We start from the raw sequence: 15,175 nt of genomic DNA, 5'->3' as shown, positions 1-15,175 counted from the left end.
ACAAAATGTAGGTCTTGAACTATATTTAACTATTATCTTGTGCCAAGTGAGGGGATATGAGGTTTCTAATAATTGACGATGACGAAACCGTCCACATGTACCTGAGTAAATTGCTATCACCGTATGCTCGCTGTGAAGCAGTGTTCAGCGGAACTGATGCCATTGAACAGTACAAAAAGGCTTATGAAGATAATGACCCGTTCGATACGGTGTTCATGGATATTCTTATGCCCGAAATGGACGGCCACGAAGCAACCAAGCAGTTGCGTGATCTGGAGAAGGAATTGAAAATCGACGGTCCAGACGAGTTTAAGTTGGTCATGATTACTTCCCTGAAGGATACGAAAAATGTCAGTCAGGCCTTTTTCAAGGGATACGCCAGCTGTTATATAGTAAAGCCTTTCAATAAGGTGCAGGTCATGAATGAGCTGCGTGAGAATAGTATACTTTAATTTTTTTGATGAGTCTGAAAACGGGACCTTTTTTAAAAGGCCCCGTTTTTTTTATAAAAGCTCGTCAATAACGGATATGAAGAAACTTGCTGCAACAGGCAGGATTTCATCGTTGAAATCATATCTACTGTTGTGCAGGGCAGCGGAGTCGGAACCGTTACCGATCCAGACATAGCAGCCCTTGGTGTGTTTCATGAAGAAGGCGTAGTCTTCCGCAGCCATGGAAGATTTCATGTCAGTGACTACGTTTTCAGTACCCACTACCTTTTCGGCGGCTTTCAAGCCTATCTCAGGCACTGAGTTGACCAGTACCGGGTGTTTGCGGACATAATCAAGCTCCGCTTCAACTCCGTACATGGTTGCTACACCTTTTGCCACCTGTCCTATTGATTCCTCAATAAGATCCTGAACCTTTTCGTTGCAGGTCCGTACATTACCCTGAACCATTACGCGGTCGGGAATGCCGTTGCGCATGCTGCCGCCATGAACCTGTGTGATGGATATCACACCGCGTTCATGGGAAGGCACTTTGCGCACTATAATGGACTGCAAGCCTTTAATGATATCCGCTACTGCGGCAAAGGGTTCGTTGCTCACGTGAGGCATGGAAGCATGCCCGCTTTTCCCGGTTACATGGATTTCAAAGCGGTCCTCGGAAGCCATGCAGGCCCCGTTGTGGACGGCAATCTTTCCGGTTTCAAGTCCGGGCCAGTTATGGAAACCGAACATGTAATCCACTTTGTATTTATCAAAGAAACCGTCTTCGATCACCTTGAGCGCGCCCTCGTATCCTTCTTCCCCGGACTGGAAAAGAAGCAGCACTGTGCCATTAAAATCACGGTGCTTGGAGAGATAGGCAGCAAGGGCGATCAAAGAGGTGCAGTGACCGTCATGACCGCAGGCGTGCATCTTGCCTTCCACCTGAGATTTGTGGGCAAAGTCGTTTTCTTCGCACATCTCCAGAGCGTCGAAGTCCACCCTGAAGGCCACAGTGGTGTCACCGTCACCACCTTTTACTTCAGCCACAACTGAATTAACACCGCAGTCGGAATGGGGGATGTCGTATTCATCAAGCTTGGACTTGATCAGCTTTGCGGTTTCCACCGTATCAAGACCCACTTCTGGGTGGCGATGGATATTCCGGCGGATCTCCTTCATTTCATCAAGAAGGGCTAGAACTTCGGAATTCAAAGCCATCTAGATGTCTCCCATGAATTTCAGCACGCCCTGCGCGATGGCGGCAGAACCGATGTAAGTGGAGATCATTACGAAGAGACTTACGATAACGATGCGCCAGCCGCTTTTTTTGAAAGTGTCGAGATCCTTACCGATAGCTACACCTGCATAAGCGAGGATGGGAGTGGTCAGAGCCAGAAAATGAACTTTGGCCACGTATGCGTTAACAGTTTCGGACAGGGGGAATCCCGGAAGGCTGACAATTACGCCGTAAGTGATGACGAAGAGCACAGAGGGAATTTTTTTAAATACAAACATATTGGTGGCTACACCTGCAACGCAGAGCAGAAGCAGGATGCCCATGCCGGGCAGGGCTTCCACTATGTTGTTGTTGAAGCCTACATGGTTACCGATAAGAACCATGACGCTCACGAGAATGAGAACGGCAATTGATTCGATAAGGTTTTGCTGTTTAGTCATTACGCGGCCTCCGGAGCAGTTTTGTACTTGAGTTTGTAGATGTAGTTGTAAAGCTTGTTGGACATGGGCAGGGCCAGAATGAGGGACATGTATACGCCGTCAATTCCGGACAGGGTGTTACTTGCCACGCCGAAAGCCTGAATCTGCTCAGCCATTGCCGGGTATGCGGCACTGAGACTACCCACGGATGCGGTCATCATACTTGCGCTACCCACGCCGGATGCCATGGCCAGTGCGTAGGGATGGAAGATTTCAAAGGCTGCGAGAAAAGAAGCCATCAGCCCAAAGAAGATGGTGCCGAAAACGGTTCCGCAGATATATACGCCCATAACGCCGCGCCCTTCAGCGGAATCGAGGCCGTAAATATCGCCGATGAGGGCTACGTTAGGCTCACGTGCGATGGAGTGGGCTGCTCCGATGGTTTCGCGTTTCAGGCCGAGGTACATGGCAATGGGAATACCTAATAGCAGTGTCGCGATGTTACCGAATTCCTGAAGAACCAGAGCGGGACCGGCTTTAAGGATTTCATAGAATTTAGGACCGACAAGGGTGCCGTAACGGGCCATGAGCAGGAGCAGGGTCAGGCTTACGAGAGTACTGGCCTGAACCATATCCTTTTGCTTGACGATCTTTAAGAATTTGGGGCCGAGGAAGATACCCATGAACATGGCGTAAAGCATGGGCAGCAGAACCAGTTTGCCCGGTCCTACTTTGAAAGTCATAATTCCTATGAGTTCTGAAACTACAACTAGGGCCAGAACCACAAGGTGCAATTTTACATTTTTCACAGCTTCATTCATAAAACACTCCACTGAAGTTGGCTGCATGGGCAGCCGGAAAGTTGTTGAACAAAATGCCTTTTCAGGCAAGACCATAATTGTGTTTCGGACACGACACAAATATGTCCGAAATTCCGCCAAAAAAACAGACTCCCTTAAATCAACAAGCGGACCATCTTTTTAGGACGACCTACCTGATTAGCCACTTCCCTGCCGTGGATTTCGGCAAAACCGCTGTCGAGAAACTTTTTCAGTACCCTGCGTGCACTGCGCTCACCTATTCCGAGGCAGGCAGCAAAGTCTGATGAATCAAAAGTATCCTTGCGGGCTTTGTCCATAAGGGATCTGATTTTATCCAGATAGCTGGGGCTGATGCCTATTTTTTTCGACATTTCAAGCAACCTGTCATCAACGACATGGGTGCTGTACTCCAGCTCATCTTCCTCACCGATGGGGCCGCGTATCTGGGTGCCCTCGACAACAAAAAGGCCTCCTTTGTCGAGTTTTGCGGCGTTATCCAGAGCTTTGCGGGCTGATTTCTCAGCCTCAAAAGCGGTGGCCCCGATACCGATGCCGGAAGAAAAAATTATATTGCGCTCACGTCCCCAGCTGAGCAGTCTTTCAAAATGATCCCGGTGCGGTGAGCTGTCGATCAGTCCGCGGGTGGCGAAAATTACGTATTCCTCAGTTCCGAAATTGAAGAGGCTGCCCTGAATGGTCCGGACATATTCGAGGAGTTCAAGGTAGAACCTGCCGCCGTTTTTCATATCGTCATACTGGTTGATGGAACTGCGGGTGATGGATTTCAATTTGATGAGCTGAATGGCTATTCCGGCAGAGCGGAGACTCAGGTTTTTGATTCTCCCGGTCAACCGGGTCAGCGAATCTCTGATCTGCAAGGTGCTGGCGTAAAGCCTGAAGACCGGCAATCCCAGTTTTTTCAATTCGGTGTATACGTATCCGAATCCGGTGGCGATGGCCTCAACTTTGCCGGATTCGTAAAGCCCCACATGGCGGTCGAAATATTCCTGTTCGCTCAGGTGCAGGGCAAAGGGCATGGAGTGAATGTTTTCGAGTTCAACACCGAATTCGCGTACAACTTCCACCAAAATGTCATCATTGACTACGTCGATACTGAGTCTGCCGGACTTTATGCCCTTGCGGTTCATTTCCGAGAGGACCCGCAGCAGACTGTATCCTCCGCGCTGGATGTGCTCGTAGGGGTTGGTTATAGTCCCTCTGGCCTTGGCTCCTTCCTGTACCGCAATACCGGTAAAGAGAGTTCCGCTGGTTTCACGCTGGCACTGTTCAAGTACTTCCCATGAGTCTTCGGCCCGCTCTCTGATATAGGTGAGCAGAGTGATATCCGGGCAGCATCTGGCGGTGACTTCTTTAACAAGCCTGATGGAGTCGGAAGGTCCTATGCAGCCGATTTTCATGCTAACACCTGAAGATTACTTTATGATAAATTTATTGCGTTTTACGCAGTGTTTGAGTCTATTTTGAATTTTGGACATGTCACAAATATGCCCAAAACAAGGCTAATCTGCCTGTAAGAGATTTATCTGTCAAGCAAGTGAGTAGTTGATGATTTTGCAGAATAGCAATTATTGTGCGGGTAGATGGCTGTTTTGCGTGACTTAGAAGGGGGTGAAATTGTTGTTGGTTATTATTTGTGAATCGAGATTTCGTATTTCGTAATGAAATAGTTTTTAATCTCCAGAAAATGAAATGAGAATAAGTGTGAGTGCTCCCGTTGGCGGAACATAATTTTATGTGTGATCACTTTTTAAGCAGGGAGGTGTTGACCCGTTTCAGGTGAGAGGATAACTAAGTTAGCAAATGCTTATGCCAAGGAGTTTCATTATGCTTAAGAATAGAATTTTAGCACTCTGCCTTGTTTTTTCCATGTGCGTGGCCCTTTCGGGGTGTGCAGCTATCGTTCTTGGCGGAGCGGCAGCAGGTGGCACCTATGTTTATGTGACCGGTCAGGCTAAACAGAAATTTAATGCCGATCTGGGCAGTACATATCAGGCTGCGCTTAAGGGCTGTCAGAGCCTTGGTTTAAAGGTGAAAGAGAAAAAGAAAAGACTCAGCGATGCTTCCATAAAGGCTGTTGATGTTGATAAAGATGTCTCTATTGATTTTACCTATGTGTCTACAAAGGTAACTGAAGTGACCGTAAGGTACGGTATCCTTGGCGATGAGAATGCTTCCCGAAGAATTCTTGCTGCAATCAACAAAAATTTCTAACTGCTTTTAGAAACTAGTATATCTTTTAGCATCCTGCCCAACGGGCAGGGTGCTTTTCTTTTGCCTTCATCCCCCCTTTAAGGATTAGTTTCAAAGGGGGGGGCGGCCAATGTGATTGTGTCTGTTTTTTGAGAAGAGGCGGGAAGACGGTTAAAGACAATTTATTTATTGTCTCTTGCTGAATCCATCTGGCGGAAATCCGCATTCATAATGAAGGTACGGCTGTCTTGGGTATTCCAGTTGTCATTTGAGATCATGAACAGATCGTTTTTGTCCTTGAGTTTCATGATTGGGCAGGCCGTGATTTTGGGCTTCTTTTCCGGGTGCTTGCTTTGTTTCATGGCTTTCTCCATTGGTTAAATATAATTTATACCTATTAAGAAGATAACCTCTGTCGACAAACAAAACAACGGTTAAGAGCAAAATAAATGGATAAAAATCCGATCCTCTTGAATTGTTTGTGTATTTTATTTTAGTTGTAACTAGTTGAAATAAATAATTTAAAATTGTAACCGCGTGCCTAGGGATATAGAATATAACGATTAATTCGAGGTCAATTGTTCAGCTCGAATAAACTTAATAAGGTCCGTTGAAGCGGAGAGAAATTATCATCCGAAATGATGTAAATCCATTGTCTGCCGTTCGGGTCTGAAATAATGTCCATACCCTCATAATTATCGCGGGGAATGGGGAGATCTATTTCACAAAACAATTCAGGCTTAAGTATAGCCCCTTCTTTCAGATCTGTTTTTTTAATGGTGCTAAAGCGTATTCCCAACGTTCCGGGGCCGTCATACCGACGCTCTAAAATAAGGATTTTGTTGCCGTTAAGGTTGCCTGCTGAGGTCGGACGGTAGCTGGAGTTGCGTTGGTATTTAAAGCTGACCCATTTGCCTTCTTTTAGCAGCGCGGCTTCGGAAAGCGGGCCTGCTGAATCATCCCCTTCGGTGAGTGCGAAAAGAGTATTATCCGGGAGCAGGAGCATGGTTTCAATGCCACCGTTCAAGGGTGAATTTTTCAGTTGTTTCGTCAGAGGCAGGGCGGTTGCTTTTCCGGAGAGATCTAGCTTTTTATCTGTATGGTAACGGTTAATAAGGTGGACCCGTTCAAAGGCCACAAGATAGCCGGACCCCGGAGCACGGCATAGGGCTTCGGCATCAGCATCATACTTAACGGTAAAGGTTTTGCCCTTGGTGTTGAGCAATTGCCCTAATTCAGCTTTGTTTCGAGCCGCTTTTAAAGAGCCGTCAGGCTTGTAAAGTAATGAGCCTTTCAGCCAGAACCCCATATCAGATACAGCTAGAAAGGTTTTGCGGTCTTTGCTGACCAGCAGATCGGAAAAGCCCCCGAAAGCCGGATGCGGGCTGTTCAGGAGCAGGGTACCACGATATTTAAGTTTTATTTGTGATAAATCTACAGCTTCATTTGCCTGTGGGCCTTCCAATTCACTTACAAGAGTAACTTGAACCGGATTAATTTGCGGCTGGGCCGGATTGTCCAGTTTACTTGAAGCTCCGAAAAGCAGTGTAAGGGGGGTGCTGCACAGGATGAGAATGAAGATAATGATTTTTTTCATTTTTTTCTCCAGAATTGGAAGTTTTTGAATTATAACATATGCAGATGACGTGAAATTATACTCATTACGGTACGTTTCTTGTATATTGTAAAAGCTGGACAGGGAAGCCTCTGAGGGAGAACATTTGATAATATCCCGGCTTCACCCCTGCATTTAAGTATATTAACCGGAGAACATGGAAAGTGAAACAGATATTCACTATAACCTTTCTAATTATAAGCATATTTTTATCTTCTGTAGCTCTGGCTGAAAGTGAGAAGCGCAATGTCCTTTACCTTAATTCTTATCAGAACGGCTATAGGTGGTCTGATGATATACTGGATGGTGTGCGCAAATCTTTTTCAAAAAGCGGGCTGAATATTGACCTGCATATTGAATACATGGATACAAAGCGATTTAAGGAAATGGATTTCATGGAAATCCTGCATTCCTACTATGTCTTTAAATATCAGAAGTATAAATTTTCAGCCATTGTTGTATCTGATAATAACGCCCTTAATTTCATGCTTCGCTACCGGGATACTTTCTTTCCCGGTGTGCCTGTAATTTTTTGCGGAATTAATGACTTCCGCCCTGAATTGATCAAAGGTTTGGATAACTATTGCGGGGTTCTGGAGAATCCGGATATCAAGGATAATATCGATCTTGCCCTTAATATTAATCCCAATGTGGACAAGGTCGTTGTAGTCGGTGACCAGTCTGTTACTTCGCGTGCCATCAGGGAACAGATCAGAAAAGTGGAGCCGCTGTTTAAAGGTATTTTGAATTTCGAATATTGGAATGACATGCCGCTGGTGGATTTGCTGGCTAATTCACGGACTATGACTAAGAACGAGGTCCTGCTTTTTACCCCTTTTTACAAAGGTGCACATGGCGAACTCTTATCTTCGGAAGAAGTACTCAATATAATTTATCAGAATTCTCCGGTGATGATTTTCAGTGTTTGGGAATTTCTGCTTGGGCATGGCATTGTAGGCGGTAAGCTGCTCTCCGGTAATGATCAGGGCCGCAAGGCCGCGGAGATGGCACTGCATGTACTCAAGACCGGAGAAATGCCGAAGCAGAGGGTGGTCAAAGCCACCAACGAATATTACATGTTTGATTATAACGTGCTGGAGCGGTTCAATCTCAGCAGTGATTTGCTTCCTGAAGACAGCGTTATAATTAACGAACCGGATTATTTTTACAAACTGGATAAACAGGTTTTCTGGACCATCATCGTTTCTATTCTCGGATTGAGTATGATTTTGGTCATGCTGGTCATTTCTATTTTGCAGCGGCGTAAAGTGGAAAAACGTATCAAAGCCCAGCTTTCTTTTCAGGAAATCCTCATGGATACCATCCCGCTTTTGATTTGCTGGAAAGATAAGAAACAGCGCTATTTGGGTGCCAACCATTCTTTTACTGACTTTTTCGGGCTTGGTTCGCCATGGGCATTGGTGGGCTTGACTGACTCGGAGGTTGAGGTTCACCGAAGGTTTGCGGAGCAGGCCGCGGTCTGGGATAAGAAGGTGCTCCAGTCCGGTAAACCGCGTATGGGGATTAACTGGTCCCTGATCCGTGAAGGTGACGACCCGGTCTGGCTGGAGATAAACAAGGTGCCCCTTTACAATGAAAAAGGGGAGGTTGTGGGAACCCTTTCCACCGCCGAAGACGTAACCCGTAAGGTCAACCTTGAGAAACAGCTTCTTCAGTCTCAGAAGATGGAGGCTATCGGGACGCTTGCAGGTGGAATTGCCCACGATTTCAACAATATCCTTACTTCTATTATGAATTCGGTGGAACTTGCCTTAAGTGATATTGAGAAAGGGACCATCACTTGGAAGGATCTTGACCGGGCCATCAAGGCAGCCCAGCGTGGTAGCCGGGTGGTCAAGCAGATCCTGACTTTCAGCCGCCCATCGCAGGAGGGATTTAAGGCCACTGATATCGGCGAAGTTGTGAAGGAAACCGTGGATTTTATTAAGGCTTCCCTGCCGCGGAATATTCGAGTATCAGCCAATGTTCCGGAAGGCGCGCCGCATGTTATGGCCGACCCGACCCAGATCCATCAGGTTATCATGAACCTGTGTACAAACTCTTTCCATTCTTTGAAGGGTAGGGGCGGAAGCATAGATGTAACTCTGACCACTGTTGAAGTCGAGGATGAGCAGGCCCAGTTCATGCGTGTGGCTCCCGGTATCTATTTAAGACTGGAAATTGCGGATAATGGTCCGGGAATACCTGTTGAAATACTTGATAAAATTTTCGATCCATTCTTTACCACCAAAGGCAAAGCCGAAGGTACCGGACTGGGCTTGGCTGTTGTACATGGCTTGATTAAAGGTCATGGCGGCGGAATTTCAGTGAGCAGTACCCCGGAAGTGAGGACCTGTTTTGAGATTTTCCTTCCGGTACAAGGGCAGCTGCGTGATACTGCTCGCAAGATTTACGGGGCACTGCCCATGGGTCAGGAGAATATCCTTTTTGTTGAGGATGATGAGGATCAGTTGGAGACCACGCCCCGTATTCTGGAAAGTCTCGGCTATATGGTCACGCCTCTTGCTTCCCCGGAGAAAGCGTTTAACTTGATTGTTGACGAGCCCGGACGATTTGATTTGATGATAACCGACTACGATATGCCGCATACTAACGGGCTAGAGCTGGCCCGCATGGTTCAGGATGTGGCCCCGGACTTGCCTATTCTGGTTGTTTCCGGCAGGCGCAATGTGCTTAGTTACGTGGCCGATGTTGAATATGATGTTAAGAGTGTCAGGAAAGTTTTGATGAAGCCTTATAATAAAATAACGATAGCTGACGCGATTCGAGAAGTTCTGTCTTCGACGGAGAACATAGATGGGTAGAATTCTGATTATAGACGATGATGTGCAGGTCTGTGAAACAATTGAGAGTCTTATTGCCCGAACCGGGCATGAGTCTGTCAGTGCTTACAATCTGCGGAACGGTCTTTCCAAGGTTCAGGGCTCTGACTTTGATCTTGTCTTTTTAGATATTTCATTACCTGATGGTAATGGTCTCGATTATTTGCAGCAGGTTAAGGATTCCTCCGGTAGCCCTGAAGTGATCATCCTGACCGGGAAGGGTGATGCAGATGGAGCGGAACTGGCTATTCAGGGCGGGGCCTGGGATTTTTTGGTTAAGCCATCGTCAGTGAAGCAGATAACACTTTCCATGCGTCGCGCACTTGAATTTCACAATGAGAAACAGAACAAAGCTCAATGCGTGGCTTTGATTCTTGATAATATTGTTGGGAAAAGTACTGAAATAAAAGATTGTTATGATCTGGTTGCCCATGCATCCGGTTCAGATGCCAACGTACTTGTCAACGGTGAGACCGGGACCGGTAAGGAACTTTTCGCCCAGACCATTCACGAGAATTCTAGACGTTCTGTGAATAATTTTGTGGTGGTCGACTGTGCCTCTTTGACCGAGACGTTGGTGGAGAGCACTCTTTTCGGGCACAAACGCGGTTCTTTTACCGGAGCACAGGCCGACCGCAAGGGACTTATTCCGCTGGCTGATAAAGGGACCTTGTTTCTTGATGAGGTAGGGGAGATGCCGATCTCGGTGCAGAAGTCTTTTCTTAGGGTTTTGCAGGAGCGTACTTATCGCCCGGTGGGTGAGAATAAAGAATTTAAAAGTGATTTCAGGCTTATCGCCGCAACCAACCGTGACCTTGAATCCATGGTCGCTCGTGGTGAGTTCAGGCAGGATCTCCTTTACCGTATTCAGACTATCCACATTCATCTGCCGCCATTGCGAGCTAGAGAAGGGGATATTCGCGAACTGACTGCTTTTCATCTCTCACGGCTCAGCTTGCAGTACGGTGTTCCGCCCAAGGTTGCCAGTTCTGATTTTTATGAAGTGCTCGAGAACTACGATTGGCCCGGTAACGTGCGGCAGTTGTTTAATATAGTTGAGCAGGCTTTTGTGGCTTCAGGGTCTGGAAATACCATTTACGCAATGCACCTTTCTGATAACCTGCGTATTAAATTGGCTAAGTATAATCTCAAGAAAAGCGGAAGTGTCTCTTTGAAGGATATTCCAACTGAATCTGTAGCCAATTCAGTGTCTGAAAAAAAAGACACTCCTGAGTTGAACCGCAATTCAGTCTTTGACAATACTGTGTCGAATATCCTCACCGGAGAGTTGCCTCCTCTTAAAATTTTTAAGGGCATGGCTGAGAAGAAATATCTTGAAGAACTGCTGCTTAGATATGCCGGAGAAACAGCTACAATCCTTAAAATATCAGGTCTTTCACGTTCACATTTTTATGCATTGCTGAAGAAACATGGAATAAATGATTAACGTAAGTGAGTGCTTGATGTGAAATGTGCGTCACTATATAATCATTGAATAAGTGTTCAGTCTGGTTTTTAAGACTAAGCCTTGTCTTTTTTTGAGGACAAGGCTTTTTTTGTGTGCTCTGGGCTGAAATCGTTGGGGTGCGGGCTTTTGTACCAATGTTTTAGTTCAGTAACGGGAAAATGAAATTTTAAAGACGGTTTATTTGTCTTAAATTTCGGACAAAAAATGAGCGGTTACTATTAAGAGCAAAGACAAAAGTTCTTTAAGTGACTGAATCTCCTTGTCTTTATGCGGTTTCCGAAACTTGGCACGCAAATTGATAACTAGGGCTTATGTGAGTGTTCAACCTTGCGCCGTGGGTTCCGATTGTTTTTGCAAGGTTTTTAATTACTCGGTGAGGTTATTACATTAATTCTCTTAAGGAGCTTTTTTAATGGCTAAGAACATGAAAACTATGGATGGTAACACAGCTACCGCTCACGTTTCCTACGCGATGAGTGACACCGCTGCCATCTATCCCATTACTCCTTCATCCACCATGGGTGAAGTTGCTGAAGAATGGGCAGCGCAGGGCCGTAAGAACATCTTCGGTCAGGTCCTCAACGTAAAACAGCTTCAGTCTGAAGCTGGTGCTGCCGGTGCCGTTCACGGTGCTCTCGCAGCAGGCGCGCTTACTTCTACTTATACTGCATCGCAGGGTCTCCTGCTTATGATCCCCAACATGTACAAAATTTCCGGCGAACTTCTTCCCGGTGTTTTTCATGTTTCCGCCCGCGCAATCGCTGCACAGGCACTTTCCATCTTCGGTGATCATCAGGACGTAATGGCCTGTCGCCAGACCGGTTTCGCGATGCTGGCATCCAGTTCTGTACAGGAATGTATGGACATCGCCCTTATTTCCCATCTCGCATCCATTGAATCCAGCGTGCCTTTCCTGCACATGTTCGATGGTTTCCGTACTTCTCACGAAATCCAGAAGATCGAAGTCATCGATTACGACGACATGAAATCTCTGGTTGACTGGGATGCAGTTGCAGCTTTCCGTTCTAGAGGAATGAATCCTGAGAATCCTTCCATTCGCGGTACTGCACAGAACCCCGATATTTACTACCAGGCTCGTGAAGCAGCTAACGGTTTCTACGATCAGCTTCCTGCTATCGTTACCAACTGCATGAAGAAAGTCGGCGATCTCACCGGTCGTTACTACAAGCCTTTCGACTACGTGGGCCACGAAGAAGCTGAAAGAGTCATCGTTGCCATGGGTTCCGGCTGTGAAGCCATTGAAGAAGTCGTCAACAAGCTCGTTGCCGACGGTGAAAAAGTGGGTCTCATCAAAGTACGTCTGTACCGCCCCTTCCTCACCGAGTACTTCCTCAATGTACTCCCCGCAACTACCACCAACATCACTGTTCTGGACCGCACCAAAGAGCCCGGCTCCCTCGGCGATCCTCTGTATCAGGACATCTGTACCGCATTCATGGAAAGCGGCATGAACCCCGTTGTTACCGCCGGCCGTTACGGTCTCGGTTCCAAAGAGTTCCGCCCCAACATGGTTAAATCCGTGTTCGACAACATGAAAGCAGCTGGTCCCAAGAACCACTTCAACGTCGGTATTGAAGATGACGTTACCAACACTTCCCTCGCAGTAGGTCCTGAAATGGACACCACTCCTAAAGGAACTGTTCAGTGTAAATTCTGGGGTCTCGGTGCTGATGGTACTGTCGGTGCAAACAAGCAGGCTATTAAAATCATCGGTGACAAAACCGACATGTACGCACAGGGATACTTTGCTTACGACTCCAAGAAGTCCGGCGGTATCACCATGTCCCACCTGCGTTTCGGCGACAATCCTATCCAGTCCACCTATCTGGTAACCAGCGCTGACTTCATTGCTTGCCACAACTCCAGCTACGTACATCAGTACGATTTGCTCGAAGGCATCAAAGAAGGCGGAAGCTTCCTGATTAACTCCCCTTGGTCTGCTGAAGACATGGAGAAGGAACTTCCCGCAGAACTGCGTCGCACTATCGCTGAGAAGAACCTCAAGTTCTACACCATTGACGCTGTTAAAATTGCAGCTGAAGTAGGTCTCGGCGGTCGCATCAACATGGTTATGCAGACTGCATTCTTCAAGCTTGCTGATGTTATTCCTTTTGAAGACGCAGTTGCGTACCTCAAAGAGTCCATCAAAAAAGCATACGGCAAGAAGGGCGACAAGATCGTCAACATGAACAATGCTGCTGTTGATCAGGCTGTTGCCAACCTTGTTGAAATCAATGTTCCCGAATCTTGGAAAGACCTCACTGAAGGAGAGGCGGCCGTATCTGATGAGCCGGCTTTCATCACTGATGTTGTCCGTCCCATCCTTGCTCAGAAAGGTGACAACCTGCCTGTTTCCGCTTTTGAGCCTGACGGCCTCTTCCCTCTTTCCACTGCTCAGTTCGAAAAACGCGGCGTTGCTATCAACGTTCCCGAATGGCTGCCTGAAAACTGCATTCAGTGTAACCAGTGTGCATTTGTCTGCCCGCACGCAGCAATTCGTCCCGTACTCGTAACTGAAGAAGAACTGAAAGAAGCTCCTGAGTCTTTCGTAACCATCGATGCAAAGGGTAAAGAGATCAAAGGTCTCAAATACCGCATGCAGGTTTACGCTCAGGACTGCCTCGGTTGCGGTAACTGCGCAGATATCTGCCCCGCAAAAGAGACCGCGCTGGTTATGAAGCCCACCGCTTCCCAGCTCGGCACTGAAGTTCCCAACCTTGATTTTGCCATGACCATTCCTGAGAAGGACACCCTCATGAGCAGAACCACTGTTAAGGGTTCTCAGTTCCAGCGTCCGCTGATGGAATTCTCCGGCGCATGTTCCGGTTGTGGTGAGACTCCCTACGTTAAAGCTATCACCCAGCTCTTCGGCGAACGCATGATCATTGCAAACGCCACCGGTTGTTCCTCCATCTGGGGTGCATCCGCTCCGACCACTCCTTACTGCACCAACAAGAACGGTCACGGTCCCACTTGGGGCAACTCCCTGTTCGAAGATGCAGCTGAGTTCGGATACGGCCTTGAAATGGGTGTTTCCCACCGCCGTGAAAAACTGGCTGACCTCGTTGGCGAAGCTATCGAAGCAGGCGTTCCCGCTGAACTCGAAGCTGACATGAAGGGCTGGCTTGAAAATAAAGATAACGCAGCTCTCTCTGAAGAGTTCGGTCAGAAAGTTCTGGACGGTGTTTACTCCGTTCCCCAGACCGAAGTTCTGGCTGAAATTACTGAGATGGAAGACCTCTTCACCAAGAAATCCCTCTGGGTATTCGGTGGTGACGGCTGGGCATACGACATCGGCTTCGGCGGTGTTGACCACGTGCTCGCTTCCGGTCGCGACATCAACATCCTCGTAATGGATACTGAGGTATACTCCAACACCGGTGGTCAGTCCTCCAAGGCAACACCTCTCGGCTCCATCGCCAAGTTTGCTGCCAGCGGTAAGAGCACCGGCAAGAAAGACCTCGGCCGCATGATGATGAGCTACGGTTACGTATACGTTGCATCCGTATCCATGGGCGCAAACAAGCAGCAGTTCATGAAGGCAATCCAGGAAGCAGAAGCTTACCCCGGTCCTTCTCTCGTAATCTGCTACGCTCCCTGCATCAACCAGGGTATCCGCAAGGGTATGGGCAAGACCCAGCTCGAAATGAAGCTGGCAGTAGATTCCGGTTACTGGCCTCTGTACCGCTTCAACCCCCTGCTTGCTGACGAAGGCAAGAACCCCTTCGTTCTGGAGTCCAAAGCTCCTGACGGAACCATGCAGGAGTTCATGGCTGGCGAAAACCGCTACGGCCTGCTCGAGCGTCTCAACCCCGAAGCATCCAAAGAATACCGCGCGAAAATCGAAAAAGATTACAACGAACGGTATGAAATATTGAAATATATGGCTGAAGCTGATTACAGCGGAAGCAAATAGCACCACCCGCGCCTGCGGACGGGCCTGCACAGGTGCCCGTCCGCAGCACCCCCTCTCTCTGCGAATTGTGGAAGGTCTCGTAGCAAGAGGAGGGCAGGGCAGAAGTCATTTCAGCAGACTTTAAAAAAAACGTTGAGCCTATGCCGTACTTATGTGGTATGATGAAAGTGTTTTCGTCAGAGTGCGGCAAGAA

General features: G+C 47.6%; 11 protein-coding genes. 5 read left to right on the top strand and 6 right to left on the bottom strand.

Translation table 11 applies throughout. From position 1 onward, the window contains the following. Positions 1 to 56 precede the first annotated feature (56 nt). Positions 57 to 452 (top strand): response regulator, encoded by a 396-nt coding sequence (locus D0S45_13640; protein ID TIH14099.1) that lies wholly within the window; start codon positions 57 to 59, stop codon positions 450 to 452. Between the two features lie 51 nt (positions 453 to 503). On the opposite strand, the gene D0S45_13635 is transcribed toward D0S45_13640, so the two are convergent. From D0S45_13635 to D0S45_13620, 4 genes are all read right to left on the bottom strand, one after another. Next, the gene (locus tag D0S45_13635) at positions 504 to 1,649 is read right to left on the bottom strand and encodes an amidohydrolase (protein ID TIH14098.1); all 1,146 of its coding nucleotides are present in this window, start codon (positions 1,647 to 1,649) and stop codon (positions 504 to 506) included. Further along, positions 1,650 to 2,108 carry a hypothetical protein gene (locus tag D0S45_13630; protein ID TIH14097.1) on the bottom strand — a complete coding sequence of 153 codons (459 nt, stop codon included), beginning with the start codon at positions 2,106 to 2,108 and terminating at the stop codon, positions 1,650 to 1,652. Further along, a complete protein-coding gene (locus tag D0S45_13625; GenBank protein ID TIH14096.1) occupies positions 2,108 to 2,908 on the bottom strand; it encodes a DUF3100 domain-containing protein in 801 nt (266 codons plus the stop codon). The genes D0S45_13630 and D0S45_13625 overlap by 1 nt, the downstream gene beginning before the upstream one ends. 134 nt (positions 2,909 to 3,042) lie before the next feature. After that, on the bottom strand, positions 3,043 to 4,326 hold the full coding sequence (locus D0S45_13620) for a hypothetical protein (GenBank protein TIH14095.1): 1,284 nt from the start codon (positions 4,324 to 4,326) through the stop codon (positions 3,043 to 3,045). 427 nt (positions 4,327 to 4,753) lie between these two features. Between D0S45_13620 and D0S45_13615 the strand changes: the two genes are divergently transcribed. Next, positions 4,754 to 5,140: a DUF3568 domain-containing protein gene (locus tag D0S45_13615; protein ID TIH14094.1), complete on the top strand. Its 387-nt coding sequence runs from the start codon at positions 4,754 to 4,756 to the stop codon at positions 5,138 to 5,140. Between the two features lie 161 nt (positions 5,141 to 5,301). On the opposite strand, the gene D0S45_13610 is transcribed toward D0S45_13615, so the two are convergent. After that, complete coding sequence (locus D0S45_13610) at positions 5,302 to 5,481, bottom strand: hypothetical protein (GenBank protein TIH14093.1); 180 nt, start codon at positions 5,479 to 5,481, stop codon at positions 5,302 to 5,304. A gap of 212 nt (positions 5,482 to 5,693) precedes the next feature. Beyond that, positions 5,694 to 6,716: an esterase-like activity of phytase family protein gene (locus tag D0S45_13605; protein ID TIH14092.1), complete on the bottom strand. Its 1,023-nt coding sequence runs from the start codon at positions 6,714 to 6,716 to the stop codon at positions 5,694 to 5,696. Between the two features lie 182 nt (positions 6,717 to 6,898). Between D0S45_13605 and D0S45_13600 the strand changes: the two genes are divergently transcribed. From D0S45_13600 to nifJ, 3 genes are all read left to right on the top strand, one after another. After that, positions 6,899 to 9,559 carry a response regulator gene (locus tag D0S45_13600; protein TIH14091.1) on the top strand — a complete coding sequence of 887 codons (2,661 nt, stop codon included), beginning with the start codon at positions 6,899 to 6,901 and terminating at the stop codon, positions 9,557 to 9,559. Further along, positions 9,552 to 11,024: a sigma-54-dependent Fis family transcriptional regulator gene (locus D0S45_13595; GenBank protein ID TIH14090.1), complete on the top strand. Its 1,473-nt coding sequence runs from the start codon at positions 9,552 to 9,554 to the stop codon at positions 11,022 to 11,024. The genes D0S45_13600 and D0S45_13595 overlap by 8 nt, the downstream gene beginning before the upstream one ends. A 433-nt stretch (positions 11,025 to 11,457) precedes the next feature. Then, entirely contained in the window at positions 11,458 to 14,982 is a 3,525-nt protein-coding gene (nifJ, locus tag D0S45_13590; protein TIH14089.1) for a pyruvate:ferredoxin (flavodoxin) oxidoreductase, read from the top strand. The last annotated feature ends 193 nt before the right edge of the window (positions 14,983 to 15,175 follow it).

The sequence above is a fragment of the Marinifilum sp. JC120 genome, assembly GCA_004923195.1.
Classification (GTDB): domain Bacteria; phylum Desulfobacterota; class Desulfovibrionia; order Desulfovibrionales; family Desulfovibrionaceae; genus Maridesulfovibrio.
Note: the sequence above shows the minus strand (reverse complement) of the source record. Positions and strands in the feature narration are given on the sequence as shown.

What these genes read in the sequence shown, in the direction of transcription:
- D0S45_13635 (TIH14098.1), bottom strand. Translation starts at nt 1,649, where the DNA reads ATGGCTTTGAATTCCGAAGTTCTAGCCCTTCTTGATGAAATGAAGGAG.
- nifJ (TIH14089.1), top strand. Translation starts at nt 11,458, where the DNA reads ATGGCTAAGAACATGAAAACTATGGATGGTAACACAGCTACCGCTCAC.
- D0S45_13605 (TIH14092.1), bottom strand. Translation starts at nt 6,716, where the DNA reads ATGAAAAAAATCATTATCTTCATTCTCATCCTGTGCAGCACCCCCCTT.
- D0S45_13640 (TIH14099.1), top strand. Translation starts at nt 57, where the DNA reads ATGAGGTTTCTAATAATTGACGATGACGAAACCGTCCACATGTACCTG.
- D0S45_13615 (TIH14094.1), top strand. Translation starts at nt 4,754, where the DNA reads ATGCTTAAGAATAGAATTTTAGCACTCTGCCTTGTTTTTTCCATGTGC.
- D0S45_13595 (TIH14090.1), top strand. Translation starts at nt 9,552, where the DNA reads ATGGGTAGAATTCTGATTATAGACGATGATGTGCAGGTCTGTGAAACA.
- D0S45_13625 (TIH14096.1), bottom strand. Translation starts at nt 2,908, where the DNA reads ATGAATGAAGCTGTGAAAAATGTAAAATTGCACCTTGTGGTTCTGGCC.
- D0S45_13610 (TIH14093.1), bottom strand. Translation starts at nt 5,481, where the DNA reads ATGAAACAAAGCAAGCACCCGGAAAAGAAGCCCAAAATCACGGCCTGC.
- D0S45_13630 (TIH14097.1), bottom strand. Translation starts at nt 2,108, where the DNA reads ATGACTAAACAGCAAAACCTTATCGAATCAATTGCCGTTCTCATTCTC.
- D0S45_13620 (TIH14095.1), bottom strand. Translation starts at nt 4,326, where the DNA reads ATGAAAATCGGCTGCATAGGACCTTCCGACTCCATCAGGCTTGTTAAA.